Origin of the sequence: Chitinophaga sp. SYP-B3965 (assembly GCF_009647655.1) — a bacterium.
Lineage (GTDB): Bacteria > Bacteroidota > Bacteroidia > Chitinophagales > Chitinophagaceae > Chitinophaga.
The window spans coordinates 923,030-948,544 of record NZ_WJFD01000001.1 but is presented as its reverse complement, the minus strand read 5'-3'; the positions used below and the strand labels follow the sequence as shown (position 1 = coordinate 948,544).

22 protein-coding genes are annotated in these 25,515 nt (G+C 43.1%); 9 read left to right on the top strand and 13 right to left on the bottom strand.

Going from position 1 to position 25,515, the window contains the following annotated elements; genetic code table 11:
• Nucleotides 1–7 precede the first annotated feature (7 nt).
• From GFS24_RS03710 to GFS24_RS03690, 5 genes are read left to right on the top strand one after another with little or no spacing between them, the layout of a single operon-like run.
• A complete protein-coding gene (locus tag GFS24_RS03710; protein ID WP_153658221.1) occupies nt 8–2,770 on the top strand; it encodes a SusC/RagA family TonB-linked outer membrane protein in 2,763 nt (920 codons plus the stop codon).
• 19 nt (nt 2,771–2,789) lie between these two features.
• A complete protein-coding gene (locus GFS24_RS03705; protein WP_216647350.1) occupies nt 2,790–4,469 on the top strand; it encodes a RagB/SusD family nutrient uptake outer membrane protein in 1,680 nt (559 codons plus the stop codon).
• A gap of 11 nt (nt 4,470–4,480) precedes the next feature.
• Nucleotides 4,481–5,887, top strand: coding sequence for a metallophosphoesterase (locus GFS24_RS03700; protein ID WP_153658220.1), 1,407 nt, complete (start codon nt 4,481–4,483; stop codon nt 5,885–5,887).
• A 1-nt stretch (nt 5,888) separates the two neighbouring features.
• Nucleotides 5,889–6,881, top strand: a complete 993-nt coding sequence (locus GFS24_RS03695; RefSeq protein WP_153658219.1) for an alkaline phosphatase D family protein — start codon at nt 5,889–5,891, stop codon at nt 6,879–6,881.
• Nucleotides 6,882–6,907: 26 nt separating this feature from the next.
• On the top strand, nt 6,908–8,464 hold the full coding sequence (locus tag GFS24_RS03690) for a family 43 glycosylhydrolase (RefSeq protein WP_153658218.1): 1,557 nt from the start codon (nt 6,908–6,910) through the stop codon (nt 8,462–8,464).
• A gap of 22 nt (nt 8,465–8,486) precedes the next feature.
• Here GFS24_RS03690 and GFS24_RS03685 read toward each other — a convergent pair whose 3' ends face one another.
• Together GFS24_RS03685 and GFS24_RS03680 are read right to left on the bottom strand one after the other, a co-directional pair.
• Nucleotides 8,487–8,819 (bottom strand): hypothetical protein, encoded by a 333-nt coding sequence (locus GFS24_RS03685; RefSeq protein WP_153658217.1) that lies wholly within the window; start codon nt 8,817–8,819, stop codon nt 8,487–8,489.
• Nucleotides 8,820–9,109: 290 nt separating this feature from the next.
• Nucleotides 9,110–9,598: a hypothetical protein gene (locus GFS24_RS03680; protein ID WP_153658216.1), complete on the bottom strand. Its 489-nt coding sequence runs from the start codon at nt 9,596–9,598 to the stop codon at nt 9,110–9,112.
• A gap of 172 nt (nt 9,599–9,770) precedes the next feature.
• On the opposite strand from GFS24_RS03680, the gene GFS24_RS03675 reads away from it, so the two are divergent.
• Nucleotides 9,771–10,592 carry a hypothetical protein gene (locus GFS24_RS03675; protein WP_153658215.1) on the top strand — a complete coding sequence of 274 codons (822 nt, stop codon included), beginning with the start codon at nt 9,771–9,773 and terminating at the stop codon, nt 10,590–10,592.
• Between the two features lie 362 nt (nt 10,593–10,954).
• Here GFS24_RS03675 and GFS24_RS03670 read toward each other — a convergent pair whose 3' ends face one another.
• The 8 genes from GFS24_RS03670 to GFS24_RS03635 form a co-directional block, all read right to left on the bottom strand.
• Nucleotides 10,955–11,434, bottom strand: coding sequence for a hypothetical protein (locus GFS24_RS03670; protein ID WP_153658214.1), 480 nt, complete (start codon nt 11,432–11,434; stop codon nt 10,955–10,957).
• Nucleotides 11,435–11,542: 108 nt separating this feature from the next.
• Complete coding sequence (locus GFS24_RS03665) at nt 11,543–11,770, bottom strand: hypothetical protein (RefSeq protein WP_153658213.1); 228 nt, start codon at nt 11,768–11,770, stop codon at nt 11,543–11,545.
• A gap of 72 nt (nt 11,771–11,842) precedes the next feature.
• Nucleotides 11,843–12,169 (bottom strand): hypothetical protein, encoded by a 327-nt coding sequence (locus GFS24_RS03660; protein ID WP_153658212.1) that lies wholly within the window; start codon nt 12,167–12,169, stop codon nt 11,843–11,845.
• 130 nt (nt 12,170–12,299) lie between these two features.
• On the bottom strand, nt 12,300–12,608 hold the full coding sequence (locus GFS24_RS03655) for a hypothetical protein (protein WP_153658211.1): 309 nt from the start codon (nt 12,606–12,608) through the stop codon (nt 12,300–12,302).
• Between the two features lie 145 nt (nt 12,609–12,753).
• Nucleotides 12,754–13,092, bottom strand: coding sequence for a DUF1493 family protein (locus GFS24_RS03650; protein WP_153658210.1), 339 nt, complete (start codon nt 13,090–13,092; stop codon nt 12,754–12,756).
• Nucleotides 13,093–13,097: 5 nt separating this feature from the next.
• A complete protein-coding gene (locus GFS24_RS03645) occupies nt 13,098–13,526 on the bottom strand; it encodes a DUF3592 domain-containing protein (protein ID WP_173002959.1) in 429 nt (142 codons plus the stop codon).
• 10 nt (nt 13,527–13,536) lie between these two features.
• Entirely contained in the window at nt 13,537–14,124 is a 588-nt protein-coding gene (locus GFS24_RS03640) for an SMI1/KNR4 family protein (protein WP_153658208.1), read from the bottom strand.
• Between the two features lie 113 nt (nt 14,125–14,237).
• Nucleotides 14,238–15,179, bottom strand: coding sequence for a hypothetical protein (locus GFS24_RS03635; protein WP_153658207.1), 942 nt, complete (start codon nt 15,177–15,179; stop codon nt 14,238–14,240).
• 260 nt (nt 15,180–15,439) lie between these two features.
• Here GFS24_RS03635 and GFS24_RS03630 point away from each other — a divergent pair, with 260 nt between their 5' ends.
• The 3 genes from GFS24_RS03630 to GFS24_RS03620 all read left to right on the top strand — a co-directional run bounded on the left by GFS24_RS03630 (nt 15,440) and on the right by GFS24_RS03620 (nt 16,914).
• Entirely contained in the window at nt 15,440–15,781 is a 342-nt protein-coding gene (locus GFS24_RS03630) for a hypothetical protein (protein ID WP_153658206.1), read from the top strand.
• A gap of 94 nt (nt 15,782–15,875) precedes the next feature.
• Nucleotides 15,876–16,118, top strand: a complete 243-nt coding sequence (locus tag GFS24_RS03625; RefSeq protein WP_153658205.1) for a zf-TFIIB domain-containing protein — start codon at nt 15,876–15,878, stop codon at nt 16,116–16,118.
• 19 nt (nt 16,119–16,137) lie between these two features.
• Nucleotides 16,138–16,914, top strand: a complete 777-nt coding sequence (locus tag GFS24_RS03620) for a TerC family protein (RefSeq protein WP_153658204.1) — start codon at nt 16,138–16,140, stop codon at nt 16,912–16,914.
• 146 nt (nt 16,915–17,060) lie between these two features.
• Here the strand turns inward: GFS24_RS03620 and GFS24_RS03615 are convergent, their stop codons facing one another.
• The 3 genes from GFS24_RS03615 to GFS24_RS03605 are packed head-to-tail and all read right to left on the bottom strand — an operon-like array spanning nt 17,061 to nt 25,437.
• Nucleotides 17,061–17,570 (bottom strand): hypothetical protein, encoded by a 510-nt coding sequence (locus GFS24_RS03615; protein ID WP_173002958.1) that lies wholly within the window; start codon nt 17,568–17,570, stop codon nt 17,061–17,063.
• 4 nt (nt 17,571–17,574) lie between these two features.
• Entirely contained in the window at nt 17,575–22,086 is a 4,512-nt protein-coding gene (locus GFS24_RS03610) for a DUF6443 domain-containing protein (protein WP_216647349.1), read from the bottom strand.
• A 6-nt stretch (nt 22,087–22,092) separates the two neighbouring features.
• Complete coding sequence (locus tag GFS24_RS03605) at nt 22,093–25,437, bottom strand: hypothetical protein (RefSeq protein ID WP_153658202.1); 3,345 nt, start codon at nt 25,435–25,437, stop codon at nt 22,093–22,095.
• Nucleotides 25,438–25,515: the final 78 nt, after the last annotated feature.

Sequence of the window (25,515 nt, the reverse complement as noted above, 5' to 3'; positions counted from 1 at the left end):
ATATAGCATGAACATAATGCGTAGCTGTGCTGCATTTCTCATCACCTGTTTACCGGCAATAGTGTATGGCCAGAAGAACGATACTATACCTGTTGCCTACGGCACACAACCTTATAAAAAAACAACCGCTGCTATTTCTTCCGCAACCGGCAACGATCTGCAAAAAACCTTTGCACCTTCTTTAAGCAATGGCTTATATGGAAGGATCGCCGGATTAACCGTGATGCAGGGCAGCAGCGAACCAGGATATGATGCACCGTCCTTATATGCAAGAGGTTCTAGCTCTTACAGGAGTGGCGCACTGTTAACGATCGTGGATGGTTTTGAAGCTCCCTTCGATCAATTGGTAGCAGAAGAAGTAGAAACCATCTCCCTGCTGAAAGATGCTTCTGCAGTGGCATTATATGGCATGCGCGGCGCAAACGGCGTATTGCTGGTGACCACTAAAAAAGGCGTTGAAGGAAGAACACGTGTAAACTTCAGTGCACAAACCGGCTGGCAAAGTTTCACAGATGTACAGAACCCTTTAGGTTCTTACGATTATGCACACCTGTATAATGAAGCGCTGGCCAATGAAAATAAACCCCTCCGGTATAGTGATGCAGACCTGGAAGCATACCGCCTCGGCAACGATCCTTATTTCCACCCGGATGTAGACTGGTATAAGGAAGTATTACGCGGCAGCACCCCTATCCGGAACTTTGATCTGAACTTCAGAGGTGGCAGCAAAGGCATTCACTTCTTTGTATTGCTGAATGCACTCACCAACGAAGGCATGTACAGGAATACGGATAAAGACAGGAAACAGAATACCAATTCCCGCTTCCTCAAATACAACTTCAGAACGAACGTAGATATTGCTGTCACCAAAAGACTGACGGCTTCCCTCTACATGGGTGGCAGGATCGAAGACCGTTCTTCACTGAATGGTACTACCGCTGCGCAGTTATTTGAGATGCTCAATATCACACCTCCCAACGCGTTTCCTGTATACACACCTAAGAACGAATATGGTGGTTCTTCTGTTTATAAAAATCCAGTAGCCACCGTGTTGAGCACTGGTTTGTATAGCAATAACAACCGTAATTTCCAGGGCATCTTTACCCTGCGCCATGAGCTGGATTTTCTGCTGAAAGGTTTATATGCAGAAGGTACTGCTGCCTTCAGTAATTTCTTTGCAGGCACTTCTACCAAGAACAGGACCTTCGCCATGCAAAGTATGAGCAAAAACCCCAATGGCGATACGGTATATACTGCTATCGGCCAGAACACGCCGCTCACACCATCCGAAGGATATGGTACGCAGTGGAGGCGCTCTAATGTACGGTTCAACCTGAACTACAGCGGAACATTTGGTGAACATGATATCAGCGCCATGGCCATGTACCTGCAGGATAAATATGTAATAGCGGGCAACAATGTTCCCTATGCTTACTTAAACTATGCAGGAAGGGCTACTTATACTTTCAGAAAGAAATACACCGCAGAGTTTGCCGCCAGCCTGATGGGAACGGATAACTTCCCTGCATCTGCACGGTATGGTTTCTTCCCCGCTGTATCACTGGGATGGAACATCTCCGATGAAGCTTTCCTCCGTTCTGCATTCAAAGATGGCTTCCTGAAGATCAGGGCTTCTTACGGCAAGAGCGGGAACGATCAGATCGGTGGACAACGGTTCATGTATGATCAGTATTATTTCATGACGGGTGGATACAATTTCGGCAATGCCAATAACGGCGTAGGTGGTATGGCAGAAGGCAGTCTCGCTAATCCCAATGTAACCTGGGAAAAGAAACGTACCGCCAATTTTGGGGTGGACGGATCACTGCGTAACCGCTGGAACTTTGCACTCGATGTATTTACAGAAGAACGTTACGATATACCTGCAACCCCGGATGGTGCTGTGCCCGCCTTTTTAGGCGCGGCATTGCCCTCCCTGAACATAGGCAAGGTAAAGAACAGCGGCTTTGAAGCCATGCTGGGATACCACAGCAATACCGCTAAATCTTTCCATTACTCACTGGAAGGTATGGTGATGTTCTCCCGCAACAAGATCCTGGAAATGTCTGAAGCCGCACAACCTTACGCTTACCTGAAACAAACAGGCCGCGCAGTAGGACAACCTTTCGGATTAAGATCAGACGGCCTTTATCAGGCAGCTGATTTTGAAAATGATGGTCAACTGAAAGCAGGTCTTCCTGTTCCGCAGTTCGGACAGGTAAAACCCGGCGATATCAAATACAAAGACCAGAATAATGATAAGTTGATAGATATCTACGATTACACGGCACTGGGCAAATCCAGCATACCGGAATTGAACTACAGCTTTAAACTGGGCCTCGCATACCGCCAGTTTGAACTGGAAGCATTCTTCCAGGGTGTGGGTAACAGAAGTGTTTATCTCAATGGTCCCAGCGTATGGGCTTTTCAGCAGAACGCCGGCGTTTCTGAAATAGCTTTAGGCAGATGGACGCCTGAAACGGCTACTACCGCCACCTATCCCCGCCTTACTACCAGTGCGAATGATAACAACTACCGGTTCTCTGATTTCTGGCAACGTAACGGTGCATTTATGAAACTGCGTGCGCTGGAGATCAAATACACTTTACCTGCCGCATTGATCAACAGGATAAAACTGCAACAGGCATCCGTGTATGTTACAGGTAATAACCTGTTCTCTATAGATAAAGTGAAAGGTATGGACCCGGAAGCATTAGCCGGTTATCCTTCCCTCCGTTCTGTTAGCACAGGTATTAAAGTGGAGTTCTAAAATTTAAACAGTTCGAATTATGAAATATAAACTACAGGCGGTCATCCTTCTAACATGCATGCTCTTCATGCAGTTCGGCTGTAAAAAAGATTATCTGGACAGGCAGATCGGCACCTTACTGTCGGAACAGCAAGTGTTTGCATCATATGCTTACACAGAAAGGTTCATCAACGGTTCTTATGCCTGGCTCCCGGATGGTTTCGACAGGATCAATGGCGCCATGCTGGATGCTGCTACCGATGATGCAGAACACACATTGGAAAGTGCCACCATCCAACGTTTCAACAACGGTAGCTGGAACGGTTTCTCTAACCCGGATGATACCTGGAGCTTTTTCTACCAGGGCATCAGGCGGAACAATTTGTTCCTGGAGAATGCAGACAGGGTAAACCTGGATGCATTAAGACTGGACCCTGCCAATCAAACAGAATACCAGAACAGGATCACCGACCTGGTAAGATGGAAAGCTGAAGCCACCTTCTTAAGAGCTTACTGCTATTTTGAACTGGTGAAAAGATATGGCGGTGTACCACTGATCACCAAAGTGCTGAGCCTCGATGATCAACTATCAGATATTCAAAGGAATTCACTGGATGAATGTATTCAGTTCATTGCTGCACAATGTGATTCTGCTGCCGGCAAGCTGAACATCTTCCCCGGCAGGATAGCCAATGATGCCAATGCGTCCGGAAGGATCACCAAAGGCGCTGCACTGGCCCTGAAGAGCCGTGTGCTGTTATATGCTGCCAGTCCGCTGTATTTGCAACCGGATGATCTGACAGATGTAAAACCGACGGATGTGACTAAGTGGGCCAAAGCAGCAACCGCTGCAAAGGCAGTGATAGACCTAAACGCTTATACCCTCTTAGCCAGTTATCCTGGTCTGTATAACAGTATCGGCAACACGGAGTTGATCCTTGCCCGCCGTTATGGTGCAGCCAATGGTTTTGAGCGTAATAACTATCCCGTTGGATATGATCAGGGCCAGAGTGGTACCACCCCTTCCCAGAATCTCGTAGACGCCTATGAGATGAAAGACGGCTCTGCCTTTAACTGGAATAACCCAGCACACGCCGCAGCTCCTTACGCCAATCGTGACGATCGGCTGGCACAAACCATCCTGCTCAATGCTGCCGCCTGGAAAGGCAGGCCTGTGGAAGCATGGACAGGTGGCCGCGATGGAAGAGGTGTAGATAAAGCCACTAAAACAGGATACTACCTGCGCAAGAATGTGGCCGAAGATGTGAACCTCGTAACGAACACGACTAAGATACATGCATGGCCTTTATTCCGCCTCGCAGAGATCTATCTCAACTATGCGGAAGCACTGAATGAATCAGATCCCACCAATACAGATATCCTGCTATACTTGAACAGAGTACGCACAAGATCCAAACAACTGGGTATTGATCCGGGTTTATCCCAAACGGAAATGCGCAAGCGGATCCAGAATGAAAGGCGCATTGAACTGGCCTTTGAAGAACACCGCTCCTGGGATGTACGCCGCTGGAAAGAAGGTGGTAACTTTTTTGGTACACCGCTGCGTGGTGTACAGATCACCAGATCAGATGCCGGTGTATTCACCTATGTACCGGTAGTGGTAGAGAACAGGGTGTATGCGCCTAAAATGAACTGGTACCCTATTCCACAGAATGAAGTGATCAAATCAAAAGGCTGGAAGCAAAATGCCGGCTGGTAAAAAATATTGTAATGAAAAGGAATATACTGATCGTATTAAGTTTGATGATCACCATGATGGTACAGGCTGCTGTACCCATGGAAATATGGACGCCGCGTGTGCACAATCCTGTGTTTGCAGAACCCGGTGGTGAATTCACGGTTGAGATGAAAGGTGCACAGGAACTTTCATCCAAAGGATGGAAAGCCAGTGTACACAATGACCTGAAAGCATGGCCCTGCGTAGTAAAGAAAGCAGTATGGGGTAGAATACATCATGCTACAGAAGACGGATGGTTATTAACGGTAAGCCTCCCCGCTAAAATATCTCCTGAACTGATGGCGCTGGATATCAGCAACGGAAATGATAAAGCAGTTTCCGTAAGAGCCGTGAACATTGTGCCGGACTTTAAACAGGATTTCTATATCCTGCACCAGTCTGACCAGCACATTGCGGAAGACCAGGCAGTGGAGCCCGGAGGCAAGAGCAGCAAGAAATGGGGCGTAGGCAGCAAAGATGCCCTCCAGTGGATGACGCCGGTAGTGAACCTCATCAACCCGAGATTCATAGCGCAAACAGGCGATAACATGCATTTATATTTCGAATACAACTACTGGTGTGGAATGGACACAGCCAAACAACGCGTACAACGTTTTCTGGATGGCCTCGCTGGCCTTACAGTGCCCTTTGTATTAAGCACGGGCAATCACGACATCGGCTGGAAGAATTATATCCTTGTAAAAGAATGGCGCAAGGAATATACCGAACACCTGATGGGCCAGCGGGCCTTCTCTTTCAGAATGGGTTCCTTCTACGTACTGAACACAGAATGGACAGTAGAAGAAGATTACCTCACCTGGGCCAAAGCAGATTACGCCAAAGCAAAAGCAGATCCCAAAGTGCAGTTCCAACTACAATTGGCACACTTCTATAATGGACCTGAAGGCACTCCCACCGTTACTGCTACCGGCGATAGCAGTGACCTGATGATCGTAGGGCATAATCACCAGACCAAAACATTGCAGACAAGTCCCTATTATGTATTATCAGTAGGAACTGCACAGGACCATCAGCGTGCTGCTTTCTATAACTTTCATCATACCGCCACCGGCTGGACTTCCGCGCAGGTGAAAACACATGCGAATGATGTAAACGTGCACCACCTGGTAGGTGATAACGGTACACCTAAAGTAGCCGCCACTTATGATAATGCAAATGATGGCGCCGCTTCTTCCAACACCGTTCACATTAAAAATGAACTGCCTCATGATTTCTACGATGGCCGTATCAGGTTCCTGTTAAAACAAGGACAATACAACGTAACCGGCGGTAAAGTATTAGCCCAATACGACTACAACGATGGTAAAAATTCCGCAGTAGTAGTGAAAGTAGATATTAAAGAGAGCAACACCACAATAGTCTCTATTCAACCAAAATAATATGAAGAAATACATTTTATTGATCAGCATCATTGTTGCTGCCAGTTCTTTTAATCCTCCAAAGAAAATTTTAACCATTGCCTTCGGCTCCTGTAATAAAACTACAGAAGCACAGCCGCTCTGGAAAGTGATCATGCAGGACAACCCGGACCTCTGGATCTGGCTGGGTGATAATATCTACGGTGATTCTAATGATACCGCTGTATTAAGGGCAAAATACAATGCCCAGCTGGCACAGGAAGATTATAAGGAGTTACTGGCAAAAGTACCCGTGATCGGCACCTGGGATGATCATGATTATGGCAAAAACGATGGCAATAAAACATACCCGGTAAGGAAAGAAAGCCTGCAAATAGCACTGGATTTTCTCGGTGAGAAAAAGAACAGTCCCCGCCGTAAACAGGAAGGGATCTATACTTCCTACAATTACAAAGTAGGCAGAAAAACCATCAAAGTGATCCTGCTGGATGTACGTTACAACCAGGACCCGATAGAAAGGGACAGCAAAGGTTATATCCCTAACGCTACCGCAGATATCTTAGGCGAAACACAATGGAAATGGTTAGAAGCACAACTGAAGGACAGCAAAGCAGATGCACACATCATCGGTTCCGGTTTGCAATTCATTCCCAATGAACACAGAACAGAGATGTGGGCCAACTTCCCTTCTTCTCTTCAACGTTTCTACAAACTACTGGCAGATTCAAAAGCCAAAGGCGTAATGCTGATCACTGGTGACAGGCACATTGGAGAATTCACTAAAAAAGACATTCCCGGCATGAGCTATCCCCTATACGAATTTACCTCCAGCGGCATGACGCATTCCTCCGTGAATGATACCCTGAACAAGAACTCCCTCCGTGTAGGTGCGTTAGTAACGCGCAAAAACTACGGACTGTTCCGCTTTGAGGATAAAGGGAAAACGCTGGAAGTAGAATGCAGTCTTAAAGGAGAAGATGGTGTGATCTTTACGACGGAGAAAGTAAGTTACTGATCCTGTACATCAAAAAACCCTTATAAATGAAACAAATGTTTGTTCCTTTCAGCCTGTTATTTTTTCTCCTGTCTTCCTGCACAAAGAATGTTTCCCCGGAAACAGCTAACGTGACGGAAGAGAAGATGAATGTTTCCACGATGGCATTAAACACCCTGTCTTTCATCGACAACAATTCCGTATGGAAAGATGTTGCCGGAGATACGATCAAAGCACAAGGCGGCTTTATCATAAAAGAAGGCAGTGTGTACCATTGGTTTGGCCCCAAGTTCGGCACCGGTTCTGATTTCCATTTCTATGGTGTTAATCATTACACCTCAGAAGACCTGCAAAACTGGACTAAACTATCTCCTGCCATTGCCCCTGGTATGTCTGGCGTACCCATGAACAGCGGCAGTTGGGTAGGCCGTCCATGGGTGATCAAAAATCCCAACAACAATAATTACGTATTAGGTGTTGAATGGGGCAATGGTTCAGGTGGTGTACGCAATCAGTATGCTTTCTTTACCAGCTCTTCTATTAACGGTCCCTGGGCTTACCAAAGCACCAAACTGATCCAGAAAATGCCGGACATCAACAATACCTTGTATGCACTGGGTGATATGGGTGTTTACACAGAAGGAAACGACGCCTGGCTGATGTATACCTTTGATAAACCACAGCCCAACTATGCCCAGGCCATCGTGAAACTGGACACAGACTTCATGACTCCCCTGCCCCACAGCGTAGCGGGAAGTTATACTGAGTTTTCAGGCGGCACCTGGATGGCCGGTGTACAGGAAGCAGCGGCTATCTTCAAACGAGGTTCCACGTATTACTATTTCACTTCTTTATGTAATGGATGGCCTTCCAGCGTAAGTCGTTACAGAACAGCCAGCAGCATGTCCGGCCCCTGGTCTAACAATGCGATCGTACCAACGAATCCTTCTTCCACGAATTCCTTCAACACGCAACATGATTTCATCTTGCCGATCACGGGAACTGCAGGTACTACTTATATGTTCTGCGGAGATCGCTGGAGTAATTTCACCGGCAGCGGTATTGGATTTTATGGCTGGTATCCTTTAACATTTGATGCTTCAGGCGTACCTACTATCAATGCGCCCGGCAATGGAGATTGGGTGCTTGACCTGGCAGCAGGCACATGGAGCACACCTTCCACTAACCTGCTCTTAAACCCCGGCTTTGAAAGCGATTTCTCGAATTGGACCACTGCTGGTAATGCCAGCGTTGCTACCGATCCATTAGAAATACATTCCGGCGTGAGAGCTGCCAAAACATGGAGTGCTTCTGCTTATACCACCAGTATGCAAAATGCCTCTGCCACTAACCTGGCTGCCGGTAGTTATACTACGAGCGTATGGAGCCGTGGGAGCGGGACTTTTTCACAGCGTGTATTACAGGTGTATGTAAATAATGTGATGATCCGTGAGAAGACATTGCCTGTTGGTACTACCTGGCGGTTAGATACGATCCGCAATGTTGCAGCATCTGCGGGTGCTAACATTAAAGTAGGGGTTTCTTTTAATGCTTCGGCCAGTGCATGGACGCAGGTGGATGATTTTGAGTTGATCAAACAATAGTTCCTTTTATAAAAAGCCCCGGTTATTTGCCGGGGCTTTTTGCTAATGAATTCTTTAAGAACTTAAAATTTAAGATCAGGAAGATGATCAGAATAAGTAAAGACCAGCCTTGTATAAATGGTGTAGAAATTTCCAGTCCGGCTATAGTGATATAAAAGGCATCGGATTTCACCTGGTTAGTAAATGCGGCCAGATCGAATGTGGCTAACAGCAGGATCACACCCGTCATCAATACGGCATATCTGAAACTGAAGAAGTAAAGGCCGAGATTTAAGATAACCAATGCCAGTGCTATAAAATGCCTTATGGTGGCATATTGAGCAACAGGGAATATTTCAATCCATGTGACCGTCATGATGATGCATATAATAAGGAATGGGATAAGGTGTAAAAGTTTTCTGATCTTCATCATATTTAATGTGGTATTAATACAAAATAAACAAACAGGCACAATGCAATAATAGATAGTAAATACCCCATTCAGAAGTTCCTCTTTCTCTTCTTCTCTATTAGTTCTTCTGAAAAGCGCCCCTTAAATCCCTTTATCATCCAGAAAAAGAGGCCGCCTATCCAAATAGAAGTTAATTGTGCTGTAAAAGGTTCTTTTGCCATGTTAAGTTGAAAGGTTCAGTCAGCAGAAATTTTTTAACGTACATAACGATAATCAAGCCCCCAGGCCTTTAAGGCAGAATCAACCTGTTGTGCATTCATCCTGATAGCTGCGCCGGCACCAGTATAGGAAAAATACCATCCTGTTACCTGTTCCTTTTTAACACCAATTTCCATCGGAACAAAAGTATAAAGAGCCTGTATGCGTTCAGGAATTTCTTCATCATTTAAGTTGAACATCTTTCCACTGATAAGCAGATCTTCTTCGCTAATCCAGATTTCTCCGTCGTAATGGGTTGTTATAGAAGAAAGGAAAGCTTTCTTGTTCATAATGGAAGAAACCATTTTCGGATTTTCCCATTTTTCATAACCCTCCTCTTTAGCATAGACCTTCCAATCATCAGGGATCTTTTGCAATCCAAGCCGGGTCCTTCTGCTATTATATTCTTTCCCAAACTTGGGTTCCGGGGAATTACATCCTATGAATAATAAAGCCAAAAAGGGAACAGCAAAATAAATATTCATGGTAAGGCTTGTTAATAACGCCGGCAAAATAAGGCAAATTTCAATGGATTGCATTGTTAATATGCTCAAAATGTGGATAAATCGCTGTGCAAAAGGTGCTGATTTATTGTCTTTTCACAACTTTTCGGGAGGTTATATGCCGTAAATTACGGGAACACTAAAACGTAATTTTATGGCATCGCAAGATGGAATTTTAATTGTAACAGGATCAATCGACGACTATGTCGGTTATAAGCGGAAAGGAAAGCCCTGCCTCCGCCGTAAAGCCAAAAGTGTACGAAGAAGCGAAGCAACCAAACTCTCCGCTATCGACTTTGGTACCGCCAGTAAAGCCGGGAAACTGATCCGCCGGGGCGTAAAACAGGCACTGGATATCAGAACAGATGACCAGCTTACCAACCGCCTGAATAAAACGCTGTTACAGGCGCTTTATGCCAGCAGTGACAAACTGGGCACAAGAACCTTTAAGCGGGAAGAAATGGCCGCATTAACAGGCTTCCAGTTTAATAAGACCACTGATCTGGGCCGGTTATTGAACTTCAGGCCTAAAGTAGTGCAGGATGGCAAGGGAAACCTCCGCATTGCTTTACCTGCATTAACGGCGAAGGATATCCGCCATGCAAGGAACACCACACATATAGAGATCAAAGCGATCGCTGTGGGTGTGAACTTTAATGAGGGCGAATACCAGGATGCAGTATCTGATAAAGTACTGATCGATTTCAGCAAACCTGCAGAAGCAAAGGAATTGGTACTTCCTTTTAAAGCATGTGATGAAGAAACAATCGTGGTATTACAGGTGAGTGCGTACAGTGAATGGAATGGGAAGTTGTACCGCCTGGATAACCTGAAATACTTTGCGGCGGATATCATTGATGTGATACCATCGGTGGTAACAGAAGAAGCGAACCTTGTACACCACAGCCAGGCAACAAAGAAGCCCCTCTTTCAATTGCACGGAGATAATACATTCGCCACACCACAACGGGAATAAAACAAGGCGAGGCGGGTGATAAGAATTGATGTGAAGTATTTCTTCCGCCAGAGAAACTATGTAGACATCTCAAAAAATGCCCTTAAATTTGTAAAATGAAAACATACACACAACGTATTCTTCCCGTTTTCATTGTCTTAAAACTCCAAAAGAGCAATAACCCTCCGCTCTGATAGATAAACCTCCCCTTCACCTTCTCTTCACATCCGGTAAACATTCTCTCCACATATAGTCCACCGTCCCCTCAGTATTCAGCCGTCAAACCCTTAGCAGACAAGCATCTTTTCCCCATACCACACCCCAGATACAATATCAGCAACCTTCTCCATATATAGATTAACCAATAACCTGCACAATACATATCATTCATATTGCCCACTCCTTACGGTGATTGTATATTTCCAATCTCTCTCCAATCCATCCCAAAAAGTACGATCATCCCTAAAATCTACATATGGGATTTCATCAACATTCTCGTCTCCAAATAGAAAAGTATAATTAGAACCGTCAGTCATCCTCTCAGTCAGTCCAATTACAAAGTATAGTGGCTCCGTCCATTGCGAAGTATCTGTTTCAACTCCCCAAATCGCCACTGCAGAAATCACTAACCTATCTTCATGTAAAATTACTTTTGTGATCAAGCAATCATCCATCCATTTTCCAGAATGCCAATCTTCATACTTACCTTCTAAATGCAAGCCCAAAACTGCAACTAAAAAAGCGGATGTAGTACCCATAATTTCATTATAGTAAACTAAATCGCCCTTTAAGTTCTTTATCCTGGGAATACTTTCATTAAGCTCTTTTACTAACATTTCCAGAATCTCCTCTAAAGATTTCATGGTATTCTTTTTTAAGTTACTTTGAAAGGAATTTATTCAGAGCCTAAATCTTTCCCTGCATATGGATTGTTTATCAAATCGAGTTGCTATAACTTCTGCACTATTTTGCTATGCGCCAACCACAATGCCTTTCTCTTCTATTTGAATAACAGACGCATTGATCCATAGTCCCAAATCGTAATAGTCAAGCTCCTTTTTTGTAACAGGGCTAATTAAATTATGGGTTTTGTAAAAAGAATCAACCATAATGTAAAAATGATTTCCTCTTTCATCGGCTAATTTAAAAAGCCAACCATTATTTGCTGTAAAATCGGTTTCAATTATTCTTAATCGCATTGCTACTAGTTACTCTTCTGATGTATTCTTGCATGTTTTATTTCATTTACTGTTGCCCCTTTATTTCCCATATTAATTTTCTCTTAAACTGCCAATGAATACATACTTGCTGTTTTTCTCTAAATATTCAATGTCTTTATACTCATAATTATCTGATAAAAAGATAGCTCCCCCAACAATGCCTTCAAAACTATTCTCATCACTTAGTACTTCTTTTTCGTATCTGGGTTTTAGAATCAGTATCCTTCCTTCAAAGCTTCCGAAGTTGAGTAAATGATCTGATTCAAAAACAATAAGCAATGGAGAGATTTTCTTTACTATATTTCCAATTATGAGATTAGCCCCGGCTGGGCCTTCAAAATCCCATGGTTCGCTTACCATTATCTTATACTTTGTCATATATTGTCATCTTTTGTAAAGAAACCGAGCAATAGCAAATACCATAGGTAGGACTACCATCATCTTCCCCCCCATGGATTTTCATACAGATATAGTCCACAAACGCTGCAATTATGTCGTTCTATCATATTTACACAGGGTTTACTCTTTCCAATATTCGCCCTTTGCCTAATATTCCAATCCCTTCACCAAAGGTGAATTCCTCATTAATATTAAAGGAACTATCATCCACCATTCCTTGTAAAAAGGATATGGTAACTTTTCCTGTTTCGCCTGGAGAAAAGCACTCCCTTTCAACAATATTAATGTGACCAGATATTTTTGTGGATACATCTCTAAGGTTAAAGAGGGGCCTATATCCATTAGTAAAAGGAGTATTTCGCATGCCTCCTCCTTCGTATAAAGTTATTTCTGCCAGTACTGTAATAATATTTGCCATCCGAATGAACTAAATTGTATTAACCAAAAAGAAACCGGATTATTGGCCAGGAACTCAAAATCCCTTGCCCATTTTAATAATTCCATTGATCAACTATTTAAACATAAGCAACAATCCCACCAGTTGGCACAAGGCTTTCGCCATTCTAGAAACTTATTACATCTTCATCCAATCGACCCGCAATAACCGCTTTCTCTAAATGACCTAACGTTAATTCCATTTGTTTAGGATTATCCCTACCTGTAAAGAGCCTTATAATACCCGGAAAAATTGAATCCCCTTCAGGATAAAAGTATTTTTTCATTTCGAACTCAGACAAGCTAATTTTAAACTCCTTACTAAAATCTAAAAGGAATTCATAAGCATCATCACCGCTCATTCCTAAATCTTTTTCAAGGCAGGTTTCTCTGCTCATTGGCCATTTATACTTACCCATTTTGCTCTCCACCAATAGAACAATTCTTTCAAACACTTCATTATCCATCTCAATCAGATTGAAAAAACCCTTCTAATAGCTATTACTATCATCATACAAGCTATAACCAATAAAATAACAGGCAATATGTTACCTCTTCCTCCTTCTTCTTTAAGAAAGAAAGAAGTCGGTCTATCTTTACTATAAATGATAGTTACTTCCATCCCCAATTCAAAGTGAATCCCAAAGGCACTCGTGGTATATTCCGACTCAATAATCCTCCCCTCTTCTGTCTTAAATCTGATAATCGGAACGCTACTCAATATGTTACTACTAAACCTCAATTTAAAATCGACAACCTCGCCCTTTACAGTAATACCTTTTGAAAAGATATTAGTTCTTTTCAAATAAAAAGAAATAGCCTTTGCGATCAAAACTCCCCCTATGACAAGACAAAACATCGCTTCAAAATCAAAATACCTCGCCCATTTTAACACTTCCATGGCATTCATTTTAATCCTTCCAAAATTCACTTAGCGGATTCAACTTCGCACAAATAAGACTTGCCCCTTCATTCGCATGGAAAAGCCCATCCTTTATACAATACTCCCCCTGCTCATAACAAGCCAGCGCAGTAATAAAAAGATGATCCAGTGAGTCGTATATTGTCTTCGATTCAAATCCCAGCAATACAGTAGGAGCATAAAGATGTATCATATTGTAAGTAGGACTCGTAGGTTCCAGATCTATTAATAAAAAATCTCCCCCGCCACTCGTAAACAAAGGAAATAGTTTTTTATTCCATAGCTCCTCTTGATGAACAAATATCTGGTAAGTTTCCACGGCCATCTCAAAAGAAAGAAAAATGCCCTGCTCAAAAAACCACATCTGCCCTAATGCCATCTCCCTGGACATTTGGATCCCATTCCCCCATCCATATAAAGTATACAGATCGTCATTGCCTTTCAGGTCAATATCCTTGGATAGAAAAAGCACATCCATGTTCTGCTGATCCATTTCTCCATTCAGCATCGCAATAGCAGGATGATCGATAGAAAGTAAAAATTCGTGAAAATTATGTAATGATCCCATTAACGCCATAAAAAATACTTTTTAAATCAGTACATAAGCAATAATCCCCGGTCCTTGGCCGGGGATTACAAAATAACATATCTTATCAAAAGGATCGCTTCTTTTCTTTTCTCCTTTGAAATTCACTTATTTTCAATTTGCTGCTGCAATTTCTTTACCGCTTCCTCTAGTTTCTTACGTTCCTTTTGCTCCGCAATAAGGTACAATGTCAACTCCTCTATTTTTTGTAATAATTTGCCATTCATCTCCCCTATATCCTGCCCGTCTTTTTCAACCTGGCTGGCAGAAGGTATACCAGGCAAGTGTCTCTTCTCTGCAATAAACTGCGCTACTTCGGAGAGATCTGGTAATGGATAACCTTCTTCAAATACGAAATCGGGCCACTCAGAGGTAGCTACTGTTACTCTTACTTTTTTTGCTGTAATGGTGCCGGCTACAGCCAATTCTGATTGTGGAGTTCTTGTGCCAACACCGATGAAACCGTTTTCTTTAACATTCAAAGCTACTGTAGCGGAATTAGTCGTAAAGGGATTCCCTACATACAAACTCCATTCATTTGTCATGGGTTGTAATTTAGTTACAGTCTGATCATTTCCGGTAGTGGCTAATGGGACCCAGCCACCATTTAAATTGATAGACCGCACCTTTATGTGAACAATAATGCCATTAGTCATAACTCCAAAGGTATTAACAGTACGTATCCTGAACCGGGCATTTGCATATTCTGTATTGCAATCCACCGTAAAATTATAAGCCATTGATGCGGTATATCCATTATTGTTCACTTTTCCCATTTCACGCCAAAGTGCCGGGTTCGCATGAGAAATGGCAGCACGATGAGTCGCGGCGGCAGCCAGATTACCTTGTACATATGATATTGAGACATCATAATATCCGGAAACTCCAGCATCCAAAGGCTCAACTTTCAGGAATTCTATGTAATCTCCTACGGCATAGCCCGGAGGAAAGTACACATCCGCAGTGTACTCGTCAACGATATTAGGTGAAGCAAAGCTGAAGGCGCTAAATAAAGCGAAAACAGGTAACAGGATGAATTTTTTCATGGGTAATTGGGCTGTTATATTAATCCTCGTAAAATAGATATATTTCAATGGATTACATTGTTAATATGCCCAAAATGTGGATAAATTCCTGTGCAGGAGGTACCTCTCGTATTCCTCTTATCGATCCCTTATCAGCTAATCATTACACGTCCATGGTATAGGCCAAACACTGTAGCAGAAGGGTTCCTCTATAAACGCTCCATACCAAACTGTGGCGGATCAGAATAATTATTTACTTTAGCCGGGAAAATTGCAGGGAATTGCTCAACTACGCTCCGGAAATATCTTTTAAAGGCAGGTTTCGTATTATCTTATTGTTAGTACTGAGCCTGTGCTCCTGCGCATCCTACATTCTCCCTTCCAGCCCCGGGCAGGGTTACCTCCAGGAATCACTGCTTTATGAAAATGAAAACCCAGAGGCCTGCAAACTTAGCCTGGGTATAGAAACTGCCGTAAGAAACAAACGCATTTTCAGCAAACAGCAGTTTGTGCGTGTTTTCAATACCGTTATCCACAACAATAACAGCCATCAATACTTCCGCCTGGCCCCCTGGATCAGACCGGCGTATTATACTTTCCTTTATCGGTTCAGCCTGTTTTGATCGCCCTCCTTTTGCCGCACATGAATTACCGCATATTCCTGCCAGGGATAAGCCGTTGTATTTCTATTTTCCGTAAATTATAAATCAAGTATTGATGAAATGCCCAAATTGCAACGAAACGCTGCTCATGACGCAGCGGAACAACGTTGAAATCGATTATTGCCCGAAATGCCGCGGCATCTGGCTGGATAAAGGTGAGCTGGATAAACTGCTGGAATATGACGACAAACGCAGCAGCCATGAGGACAAACGGTATGATAACCACCACGATGATGACCACCATAAACATCCCAGGAAAAAAAGAGGGCTCCTCGGCGACTTTTTTGATTTCGATTAATTCTTAAAAATCTCAGATAATGGAATTTATTATTCCCGATTTCACCGATGCTTCCGTCTGGATCAGCCTGATCACACTTTGTTTCCTGGAAGTGGTCCTGGGTATTGACAATATCATCTTCATTTCCATCGTGGCCGGGAAACTGCCGGAGCACCAGCAGCGTAAAGCCCGGAACATAGGGTTGGGACTGGCCATGTTATTCAGGGTAGCACTGTTGTTATGCATCAACTGGATCATCGGGCTTAAAGACCCCGTAATTAATTTCAGATGGCTGAACGATACAGTGATCCCGCTGAGCTGGAAGGATATCATCCTACTGGCAGGCGGCCTTTTCCTGATCGTTAAAAGCACACTGGAGATACATCATAAGTTGCAGACAGATGCAGATGAGGGACATAAAAACACCCGCGCTCCCCATAGCCTGGCTTCGGTGCTTTTCCAGATAGTGCTGGTAGATGCCGTCTTTTCATTCGACTCGATCCTGACCGCAGTAGGCCTTGTAGACAATGTGCTCGTGATGATCATTGCGGTAGTAGTCTCCATCCTGATCATGATGCTGTTCGCAGGCCCCGTTACAAAGATCATCAACAAACAGCCCACATTGCAAATGCTGGCGCTTACATTCCTGATAGTAATAGGTGTGGTACTGATCGCCAGTGGTTTCCATCAGGAGGTCAGCAAGAGTATCATTTATTCCTGCCTGGGCTTCTCATTGATCGTGGAACTACTGAATATACGGTTGAGAGGGAGAAATGCGAAGAATATCGAATTAAATACGCCGAGGGATATCAAGTAGTTATTAAGCCAACCAGGGCAGCCTCTTTGGGTTGCCCTGGTTATAATTTTTCGCTTGAATAACAGAATCGTAGTATTGCAGGTATACAGTGAATGGAATCACTATGAAGGGTTGCTATCCCTCCATAGTGATCATATGACGTCATATCATTTATAATGATAATTAAGCCCCCAGGACCTCAGCGTGGAATCGGCCTGCTGTGCGTTCATCTTAATATCTACTGAGGACACTCCCTCTATGCCCTCTCCTATTTCTTCGCCTGGCCCTGTGTACATAAAATACCAACCCTTTACTTTTTCAGATCTAATTATTTTTGGTTTAAAATAATACACTGCACTCAGGCATTCAGCTATGTCATGATTAAATGACCTGAATTTTTTACCGCTGTAAAACAGGTCCTCATCATAATCCCATTCTCCCTTTTCATAACTAACAGTTTTAGAAAAAAAGGTCGCTTTCTCTTTATCCAGCGCAGGATTTTTCCATATTACAAATTCATCTGTTATGGAAATGACCTTCCAGTCATCCGGGAGTATTTGCACTCCGTACTTAGTTCGTCTGTCATTATATTCTTTCCCAAACTTAGGTTTTGGGGAATTACAACTCATTATTATTGATGTAAAAAACAAAACAAGCAAAAAAGGCTTCATCTGCATAGATTTAAAATTTCTGTCCCACCAGTATTGTTTCTTTCCATGTAAAGACCTGCTTCAAATTTCCTCCCAGCCTAACTCCAGGCGCCCCTCTCACTCTATCAGGTATAATACCCTGGTGTACTGTTTTACCTGGTGCTGCTTTTCTCAACCTGGTACCAGACTCCCATCCGGTTGTATTTTCAATTGTAAAAGTATAAGTAGCAGTGCCGTTTTTAGCATCATATACCATCTCAACATAGGTCACATAACTACCAAGGAAAGAAGTCGCAACATTATTTTCTTTTATCCCGGCATAAAATGCATTCTGGCCATAAGCCCAGGTCTTCCTCACACGCATATCTTCCAAACAATTTGCCAACCTTTCATTTGCAATATCCCTGGCTTGCTGTACACCTTCTTGTTTCTTCAGATCTTCTATGAGCACCCCACCCTGATCAAATACTATTGTTTTCTCTTTCCCCAGTTCAAATGTCCATATTAACGTTAGATCGAGCCAGCTCATCTTGCGGGTATCATGTTCCACCATCTTATCCACGCGCCCGCTTATCGCAGATAAAATTACATTAACAGCATCTATTGATGACGGATGTTTATTAGCAAAAGCACTTAGATCATTATATAATTCGTGTGCATACTCAGCACTTGTTGTAACAGCTTGTGCAATTCCGTTTTTAGCATTTTCTTTAATTGCGCCAATAAAGCGGACGATCTCTTTAGGATCTGTAGTGCTGATACTACCATCCTCATTTTCTACCCACATTCCATCAGGGTCTACTAACCCCACGGGGTTATTAAGACAATAGTTATAGGGTGTTATGGAAGCTATCTTATCCATCAGCGGATCCATAACATGCCATCTTCCTATCTGTGCATCATACATCCTTGCGCCATAATCATACCAATCAAGCCCGTCTCCGTTACCAAATTCATTATTCTGCAATTCCTTACCATTAAACTGGTATTTATTTTCCAGCTTTCCAATTGTTTTTGAAGATATAGCGTTCATCGTTAAGCCAAACGGATAATAATGTGTTTCTTCCAGTACAGGGCCGGGCGCCCGCATTATCACCACGTTATCAAAGAACACATCCTGCGGTGTTTCATTGCTGGTATATACATACAGAAAACCACCTTTCTTCATCACCATTTTATCCTTTGCCAGCGCCTGCAACTGGTCCGGCTGTGCCTGCACCTGTTTCACACCACTATTCTCTTCTACTAAATTAAACTGATCGTCGAATAATGCAAAATTAAGATATGCCCTCGGGCGGTTATCATTTAACTTATTGCCGGGTTCACGCTCCTTCAGCCGTTGGTACTGATTATTGATGAATTGTTCATTAAAGGGCGAACCCATTCCCGGCTGGCCGGCACTGACCTTATCACTACCACTCATGGAAGGACCACCAAAGGCACTTACCAGCGCACTGGCCATATCTGATGCAGGCAGCAGGCTTTTGTTCTGCTTAGCCCCTATAGATTTATAGAAAGCTCTTGCTCCGATAGATATCGTATCTCCGGCCATTACCTTCAGCACCAGGGAAGGCCCAATGCGCTTATCCGGATTATTGCCATTCAGCTTAGCCACAAAACGATTGTCACTACCAGTAGCTGCATCCTGCGGATAACCTGCAGGTTTTGCACTGCGGCTTGATTCGATGTTAGAGAATAAAGCATTCTCTGTGGCTGAACGCCCTTCTTCCATACTGGCAAGGTAGAACTCCTGCTGGGTATGTTCTGTCAATACAATACGTACATCGCCCAGATGATCTTCAACAAAATAATCAAAAGTGAATTGTACCGGTTCTTCACTGGCGTATACAAGGCGGATTCGTCCTTCTTCATGACTAATGAACCGTAAGCTATCCTGTTCATAGACCATTTCGCCAATATATGAAGTCGTGGTCACACTCCCGGATGCAGCCGTTACTATCTTGCGATGTTTATTACCGTTCGCATCGTATTCAAAACGTATCGTACCTTTTCCGGGTTTTGTGATCAATTCGGGAAGGTTTAAATGATTGTAAGTGATCTGGGAGATTCCTTTATTCCCGTCCCGCGTAAGGTTACCATTGCCATCATAACTATAATCTTCTGCTTCTCCTTTGGTGATCTCTTTAAAGTCTCCCAAAACACTGGAAGGATTATTTTGCTCATCTGTGATTTCATGCAACTGGTTGCTGACTCCTCCATTTTTATAGGTGTATCTTAGGTCGTCCACTGGTATGCTCGTTGTTCCTCCGGTATAGCCCCACTTCTGCATTCTTTTTATGTTGCCGTTGGCATCATAAGCCAGTGTCGGAGTTTCCCCGTCTCCCATCTTCACATCATAATTAACGCCTGCACTCTGGTTCCAGGCACTGCCTGTTAACTGTGTAAAGTCAGCCTTCATCATCCGGCTAACAGCATCATAAGCATAACCATAAGCCCGGTGAGCAGTATCATTCGCCCCCTTCCATTTAATACCTGAGATCAGGCCGCTATATTGGGGAGTGGTAAACCCATAGTCATAACTTAACTCCTCGCCAAAGTAGTGATCGTTTTGTCCATTGAAATATTCTTTATTGATCGCGCTTAACCAGCCACGGATGTTATAATCATACGTCAGGCTCTCCAGAACATCCCCATCGCTTTTTTTGAAGGTCTTCTTCTTTAATTTCCCCAGCTCATTATACTCATTGGTAGCAATATCCACCGGGTCCTTATCTTTCAGTTGTTTGCGCACGCGAACCAATCGGTTCCCAAGGTCATATTCCATCATGGTGAGTATTTCTACTTCTGGTGTTATTACACTATGCGGGTTACGCCGTATAACGTTCACATTCAACACCTGGCCATTAAAGTTGTACAGGTTGGATATTACATCTTCACCACCTGCGGCATTATCTGCTATTTGCTGCCGCACCCTGCCTTTTACATCATAGTAAGTGGTAGTTGTGAGCCACTGGTTACCAGTACCCAGTATTCTAATCCTTGAACCGGTTATCAATCCCTTAGTTTGCTGACTGATAGGCCGCTCATCAATATGCGGTGAACCAATTGGCGCACCCATAGTAAGTGAAGCAGGTTCCTTTTTATCGGTATAATTATAGTTATCATAATAAGTATAGGTCAGTGGTTCCAGTTGGGATGATACAAGGGAAGGAAGTGGATTGTTTGCATAGATGGTTTCAGTAAAAAGAATTGTCCCTGATCCCAGTTCCGTTTTTGTTTCATCACCATCCGCCGTCTCAAAGCCATCGTTAAAAATGATCTCTTCCACTGCTTTGTATATAGGCCGTCCGTCATGATGGTTCACCGTCAGGCTGTTGGGCGCGGAAATACTATGTGTCACCTGCTGCGTAGTTGTCGGGGCATTTAACGCATCCTGCAACTGCTCTGCTGTTTGGGAAGTAGAATAAAGCCCCGTCATAATAGGCCGGTTCACCTCATCATAAAGTGTGGTCAGCCATTTGCCCTGTATCCTCAAACCATTGTCTCTACTAAATACCAGCCTGTCACGTACATCATACACCATTTCCGCTATCCCTGCGCCGGGTACTTTTTTGCGTATCATCCTGCGGCGGTGATCATACGTATAACTGAAACAAAGCTCATCACGCAGGCTTGTACTGGAAAGGTCCCAGCTATTTCCCTGCAGTACTTCTACTGCCAGTGGCGGTATTACATAACGTAATTGATTATAATCATCATATACATAGTACGTCCAAAGCCAGTCAGCAAAATTCTCACCAGGAACAGCTGACACCTGTACTTTCTTCAGGATCACCAGTCCTTCCCTGTTCTTGTACTCCACTATCTGGTTGTTAGATTCGCTGGTACTGATATGCTTTAGCAGTTCTCCACCCTCATAAGGATCTTCACGCACTATTGGATAACCATCAGGTCCCATATCCCAGATCTTTATTCCCTCTTCTGTGGTGTTAATCTTATAATCGCTACTAATACCTCTGCCATGGCCTGTCCAGCTATTACCTGGCGCCATCGTGGTTAACACACGGCCAAGTGAAGATGTTTCAAACACGGTTTCACTATAGAATACATCCTCGCCGGGGTAGGCAGTATCTGCAAACGAAGCCTGCTCCGTAAATGGATCCAGCCTGAACTGTCCATTTGATGCACCAGAAGCATATGGGAGATACTTAAACCGCTCACGGCCAAACTCGTCATAAACAACAGGCGTAACTACATCCTTCTGACCGTTTGACGAAATGCCTTTAGTTACTGTTTGAACAGGACGGCCAAGACCATCTAAGTATTGGGTACTCTCCTTCACATCGTTTGCAGCAGGGTAATTAATTATATCTGCAAAATTTGTGAGTGGGCGCGAGGGTTCCCATGTACGTATAAAACTTACCTGCGTGCCCGCCGGATATCCGTTAACCGTATTTACCGGGCGGGTTGCCGGAGGAACATTATTCCCCAACGGTTTACTTTGTGCTAAGGTATGGGCAGGTACTATTATACATCCCATTATCACTATAATACATACCTGGCGAAATAAAAGTTTTTTCATAGGGGGTTAATTACTATAGTGATAATTATAACTTTTCAAAATGTTGCCGTGATGATCTTTAATAACCTTTAGCCGTTGAAAATCATCGTACTCGTAATAAGTGGTCTGTCCTTTCGGGTCTATCACAGTGGTCATACCCACTAAAGGATCATAAGTGAACCTGGTTATAAATGCTCCTGGAACGGCTGTTCTTATTGGTGCGATCAGCACATCAATATTTGCACCGGAAGGATTAAGGCCCCGGAAATTGGTAATGGAGGTAGCGCCTATTGTACTTTCTATGGTCGTATAATCACAGTTGTCTATTTTCGCTACCGGGTATCTTCCTTTATAGCTCCAGATATAATTTACGGCTGAGCCATCGTCCCGTGTTAAACTCAGCACATTCCCTTTATCATCATACCGCAGGTATTTTAACTCAGTTACCAGCGGGTCTGTTGCGGCTTGTTGCGTTTGTATGGATTGCGGAACATATAAACCTGTAAAAGGCTGGAAATAATTGGTACGAGCCAGGCTGATCTGTGTTGCACTTCTCTTATTCACTACCTCTATTGCAGGTGAAAGAAAGTGCCTGTTCACCATTCCCTGGTAAATACCCAGCGGATCTCTGCCGAGCGCTACCATTTTATATGGCCGGATGAATTGCTTTAATAGCACCTCTCCTTTACCGCCCTTCGTCTCTTCCTCCTCTACCAGTTTATCTCCGGTGTTATACTTATAAGATGTTTTATTTGAGATGGTATTATATCCGCTTCCTTCCCTGGAATAGTTGATCTCTATTATGGAATCCAGGGTTATCAAATTACTGTATAAACCAACTACCTTCACGGCGTATTGACCAATGTTATAATGATGGTCCGAAGTACCTGCGTAAATGTTTTTCAACTGAGAAGCGGAGTAATTGTAATACGCATTAGAAGTTGCAGAATAACTCCACCTGTTTTCACGATCAATATAATTGCTGTCATCTCTTTTACCACCAAAATATCTTCGTATTTCCTTTCCATGGTCCCATGCAGAATTATCCAACACAGGGCTCTGTGGCTGTATATAATGATAAATTGGCTCATATACTTCACTACTATATTCATTAGGTCTGACTACAAATTCACTGGCAACAAAGGATGTCTGAGCTGAGTCAAGAAATTCCGTCACATTCGTATAAGCATAAGGCAGGCCACCAAATTTATTCATATCATAATTATTCCGGGATAATAATCTGTATATCGGAAAGTCAATACATCCATGGCTACTTGGGAAACCGGTATGGTGACAACATTCATATACGCCAGTCACACGAAAGTTATCTAAAGGCGCTAAAATAATAGAAGAAGCATTACTGAAATTCAGCTTATCCCCGTCCTTGGTAAACTTGTTATAATTATATGATTTAACCACATTCTTCCCTATTATGGGTTGGCTGATCACCTTTTTTACATGATAGCCCATGTATGGGCCGGTAATTGTATCATTGGTGACACTGGAAACATACTCCATGTATGCCTCCAAAGTGGTATGCTCTCCCTGAAGATGTATATTCAGCCAATATTCCTTCCCCGGATCAAAAAATATCTTACCGTTATAAGGCGGATCGAAAGCATCATTGTTTGGAATATAAACCTCACCAAGGCGCATGTTTTTCACTAAAGTACCATTAGGCCATTCCATGATACCATCCGTACTCCAAAGCTCCACTGTGGCTTCATACTCTTCCTCCACACCCGTGGGGCCGCCCTCTCCATTATGATAACATGCAATTCTAAGTTCAATCTCACCAGGTATCGGCACTCCCATGGTAAAGAATGCTCCATCATAGGAAATTCCGGTTTCATTACCAAACCAGTCTGTGTAGATACTTCTGTGTTCGGTAAGCTGATATCTTGTCTGCAAATTTTGCCCGTAAAAGATGGAATCCCTGCCACCGGTTGGATATTTTATCGTATTAAGCAAACCAGCTTTTCCAGCGAGGGTAGACTGACGATTGGCAAATGGCAGGACTATATTCAGCCCTCCTATTCCTCTCACCGCTTCGGCAGGCACCAGTCCTCCATTTATATAACCATTATAGCAACCCATCAGGTCCTGCGAAAAAGAGAAGCGATGAGGTAAAACGGAAGGGTCATCGTATGTAAATTTATAGCTCTGCTCAAGGTTGCCCGCTTTATTAAAAATTGCTGCTTCATTTAAAAAATACCTTGTTTTTAATGCATTATTCTCCCAGGGATCATTTTCCAGATGCTGCTCTAAACCCGGCTCAAAAGAACTGGTTGCCACGATTTCATCGTAATGGAACCTTACCTCTTTCAAATCACCCATATTATTCATTAATGTGATCTTATCCAGCAACTTGTCATTATAGATGTCATTCCTGGCAACATATTCAAAATAGATATCAAAATTATCACCGGATACTGTACTCAATGACCAGGTCTGCGTATCCTTTTTCCTCAGGCAGGATGTTTTACTGTGCTCAAAAGGATCCTCAGTACATGGCGGATTAGGGAACATTACCCCATGAAAAGCGGAGTAAGTATAGAATTCAGTATAATCATAGATATAAGAATAGTCCCTTAAGTCATAGGCAAAATTGATGGTACTTCCTGTAGCGGAAACTATTTTATCTACAAACCAGGCGGTTGCAACATATCCGAGGCTATTCGGATTCTCTATATCACAGACATTTTCACTATTGAATTTTGTCGTTTCTATTGTTGAATTAAAAAAGTATCTCTCTCCATTTACAGTTGTGAGTACAAATTGATAGGTAGGTGATGTTGCTACGATATCAATTTTTAGATTATCATGCGGTGAAAACAGCACGGCTTGATTGTTCCTGATAATAAACTCCCCTGAAAGGCCAAACAAATTATAACTGAAAATATCATACTCCCCGTCTATGGATGGATTTACGAATGCCAGGCTTTTTACTCTATTAAAGGCAGCCGTTGTAAAATCCGGAGCCCCGAATTCATTTATCGTTCCTCCCAGCCGGGAACTGGCTCTTTCATCAGCCATGCCTTTTACGACGCGCGTAATGACAGCGGTAATATTTTCCGTCCAGCCAGTACCAAGCCTGCTTCCCCAGTCATCTACTTTAATACCTACGGAAAAATACTGCATGGAAGGGCTATAAGCAAGATCTCCCTGTTTAACCTCAAAAAAGTTAATGCTTTTACTAATTCCTCCTGAGTTCTTTTTTACATCTATGCCACCATAGGTTCCTAAAGAAGCAACCATGGGGGATGGGGTAAGATCCTGGTTAAAACTCTTCAGGTAATCCTGAGCATAAGCTGGTTTCACAAACAATACGCACATGATCAAAAAAGCGCCTGTTCTTTCTAAATATTTCATTAAATAAGGGTTTGACTTGTATAATTCCGGGTTACTACGGCGATACGAAAGCGAGGGTTCACTTCTATAAAGTTTTTA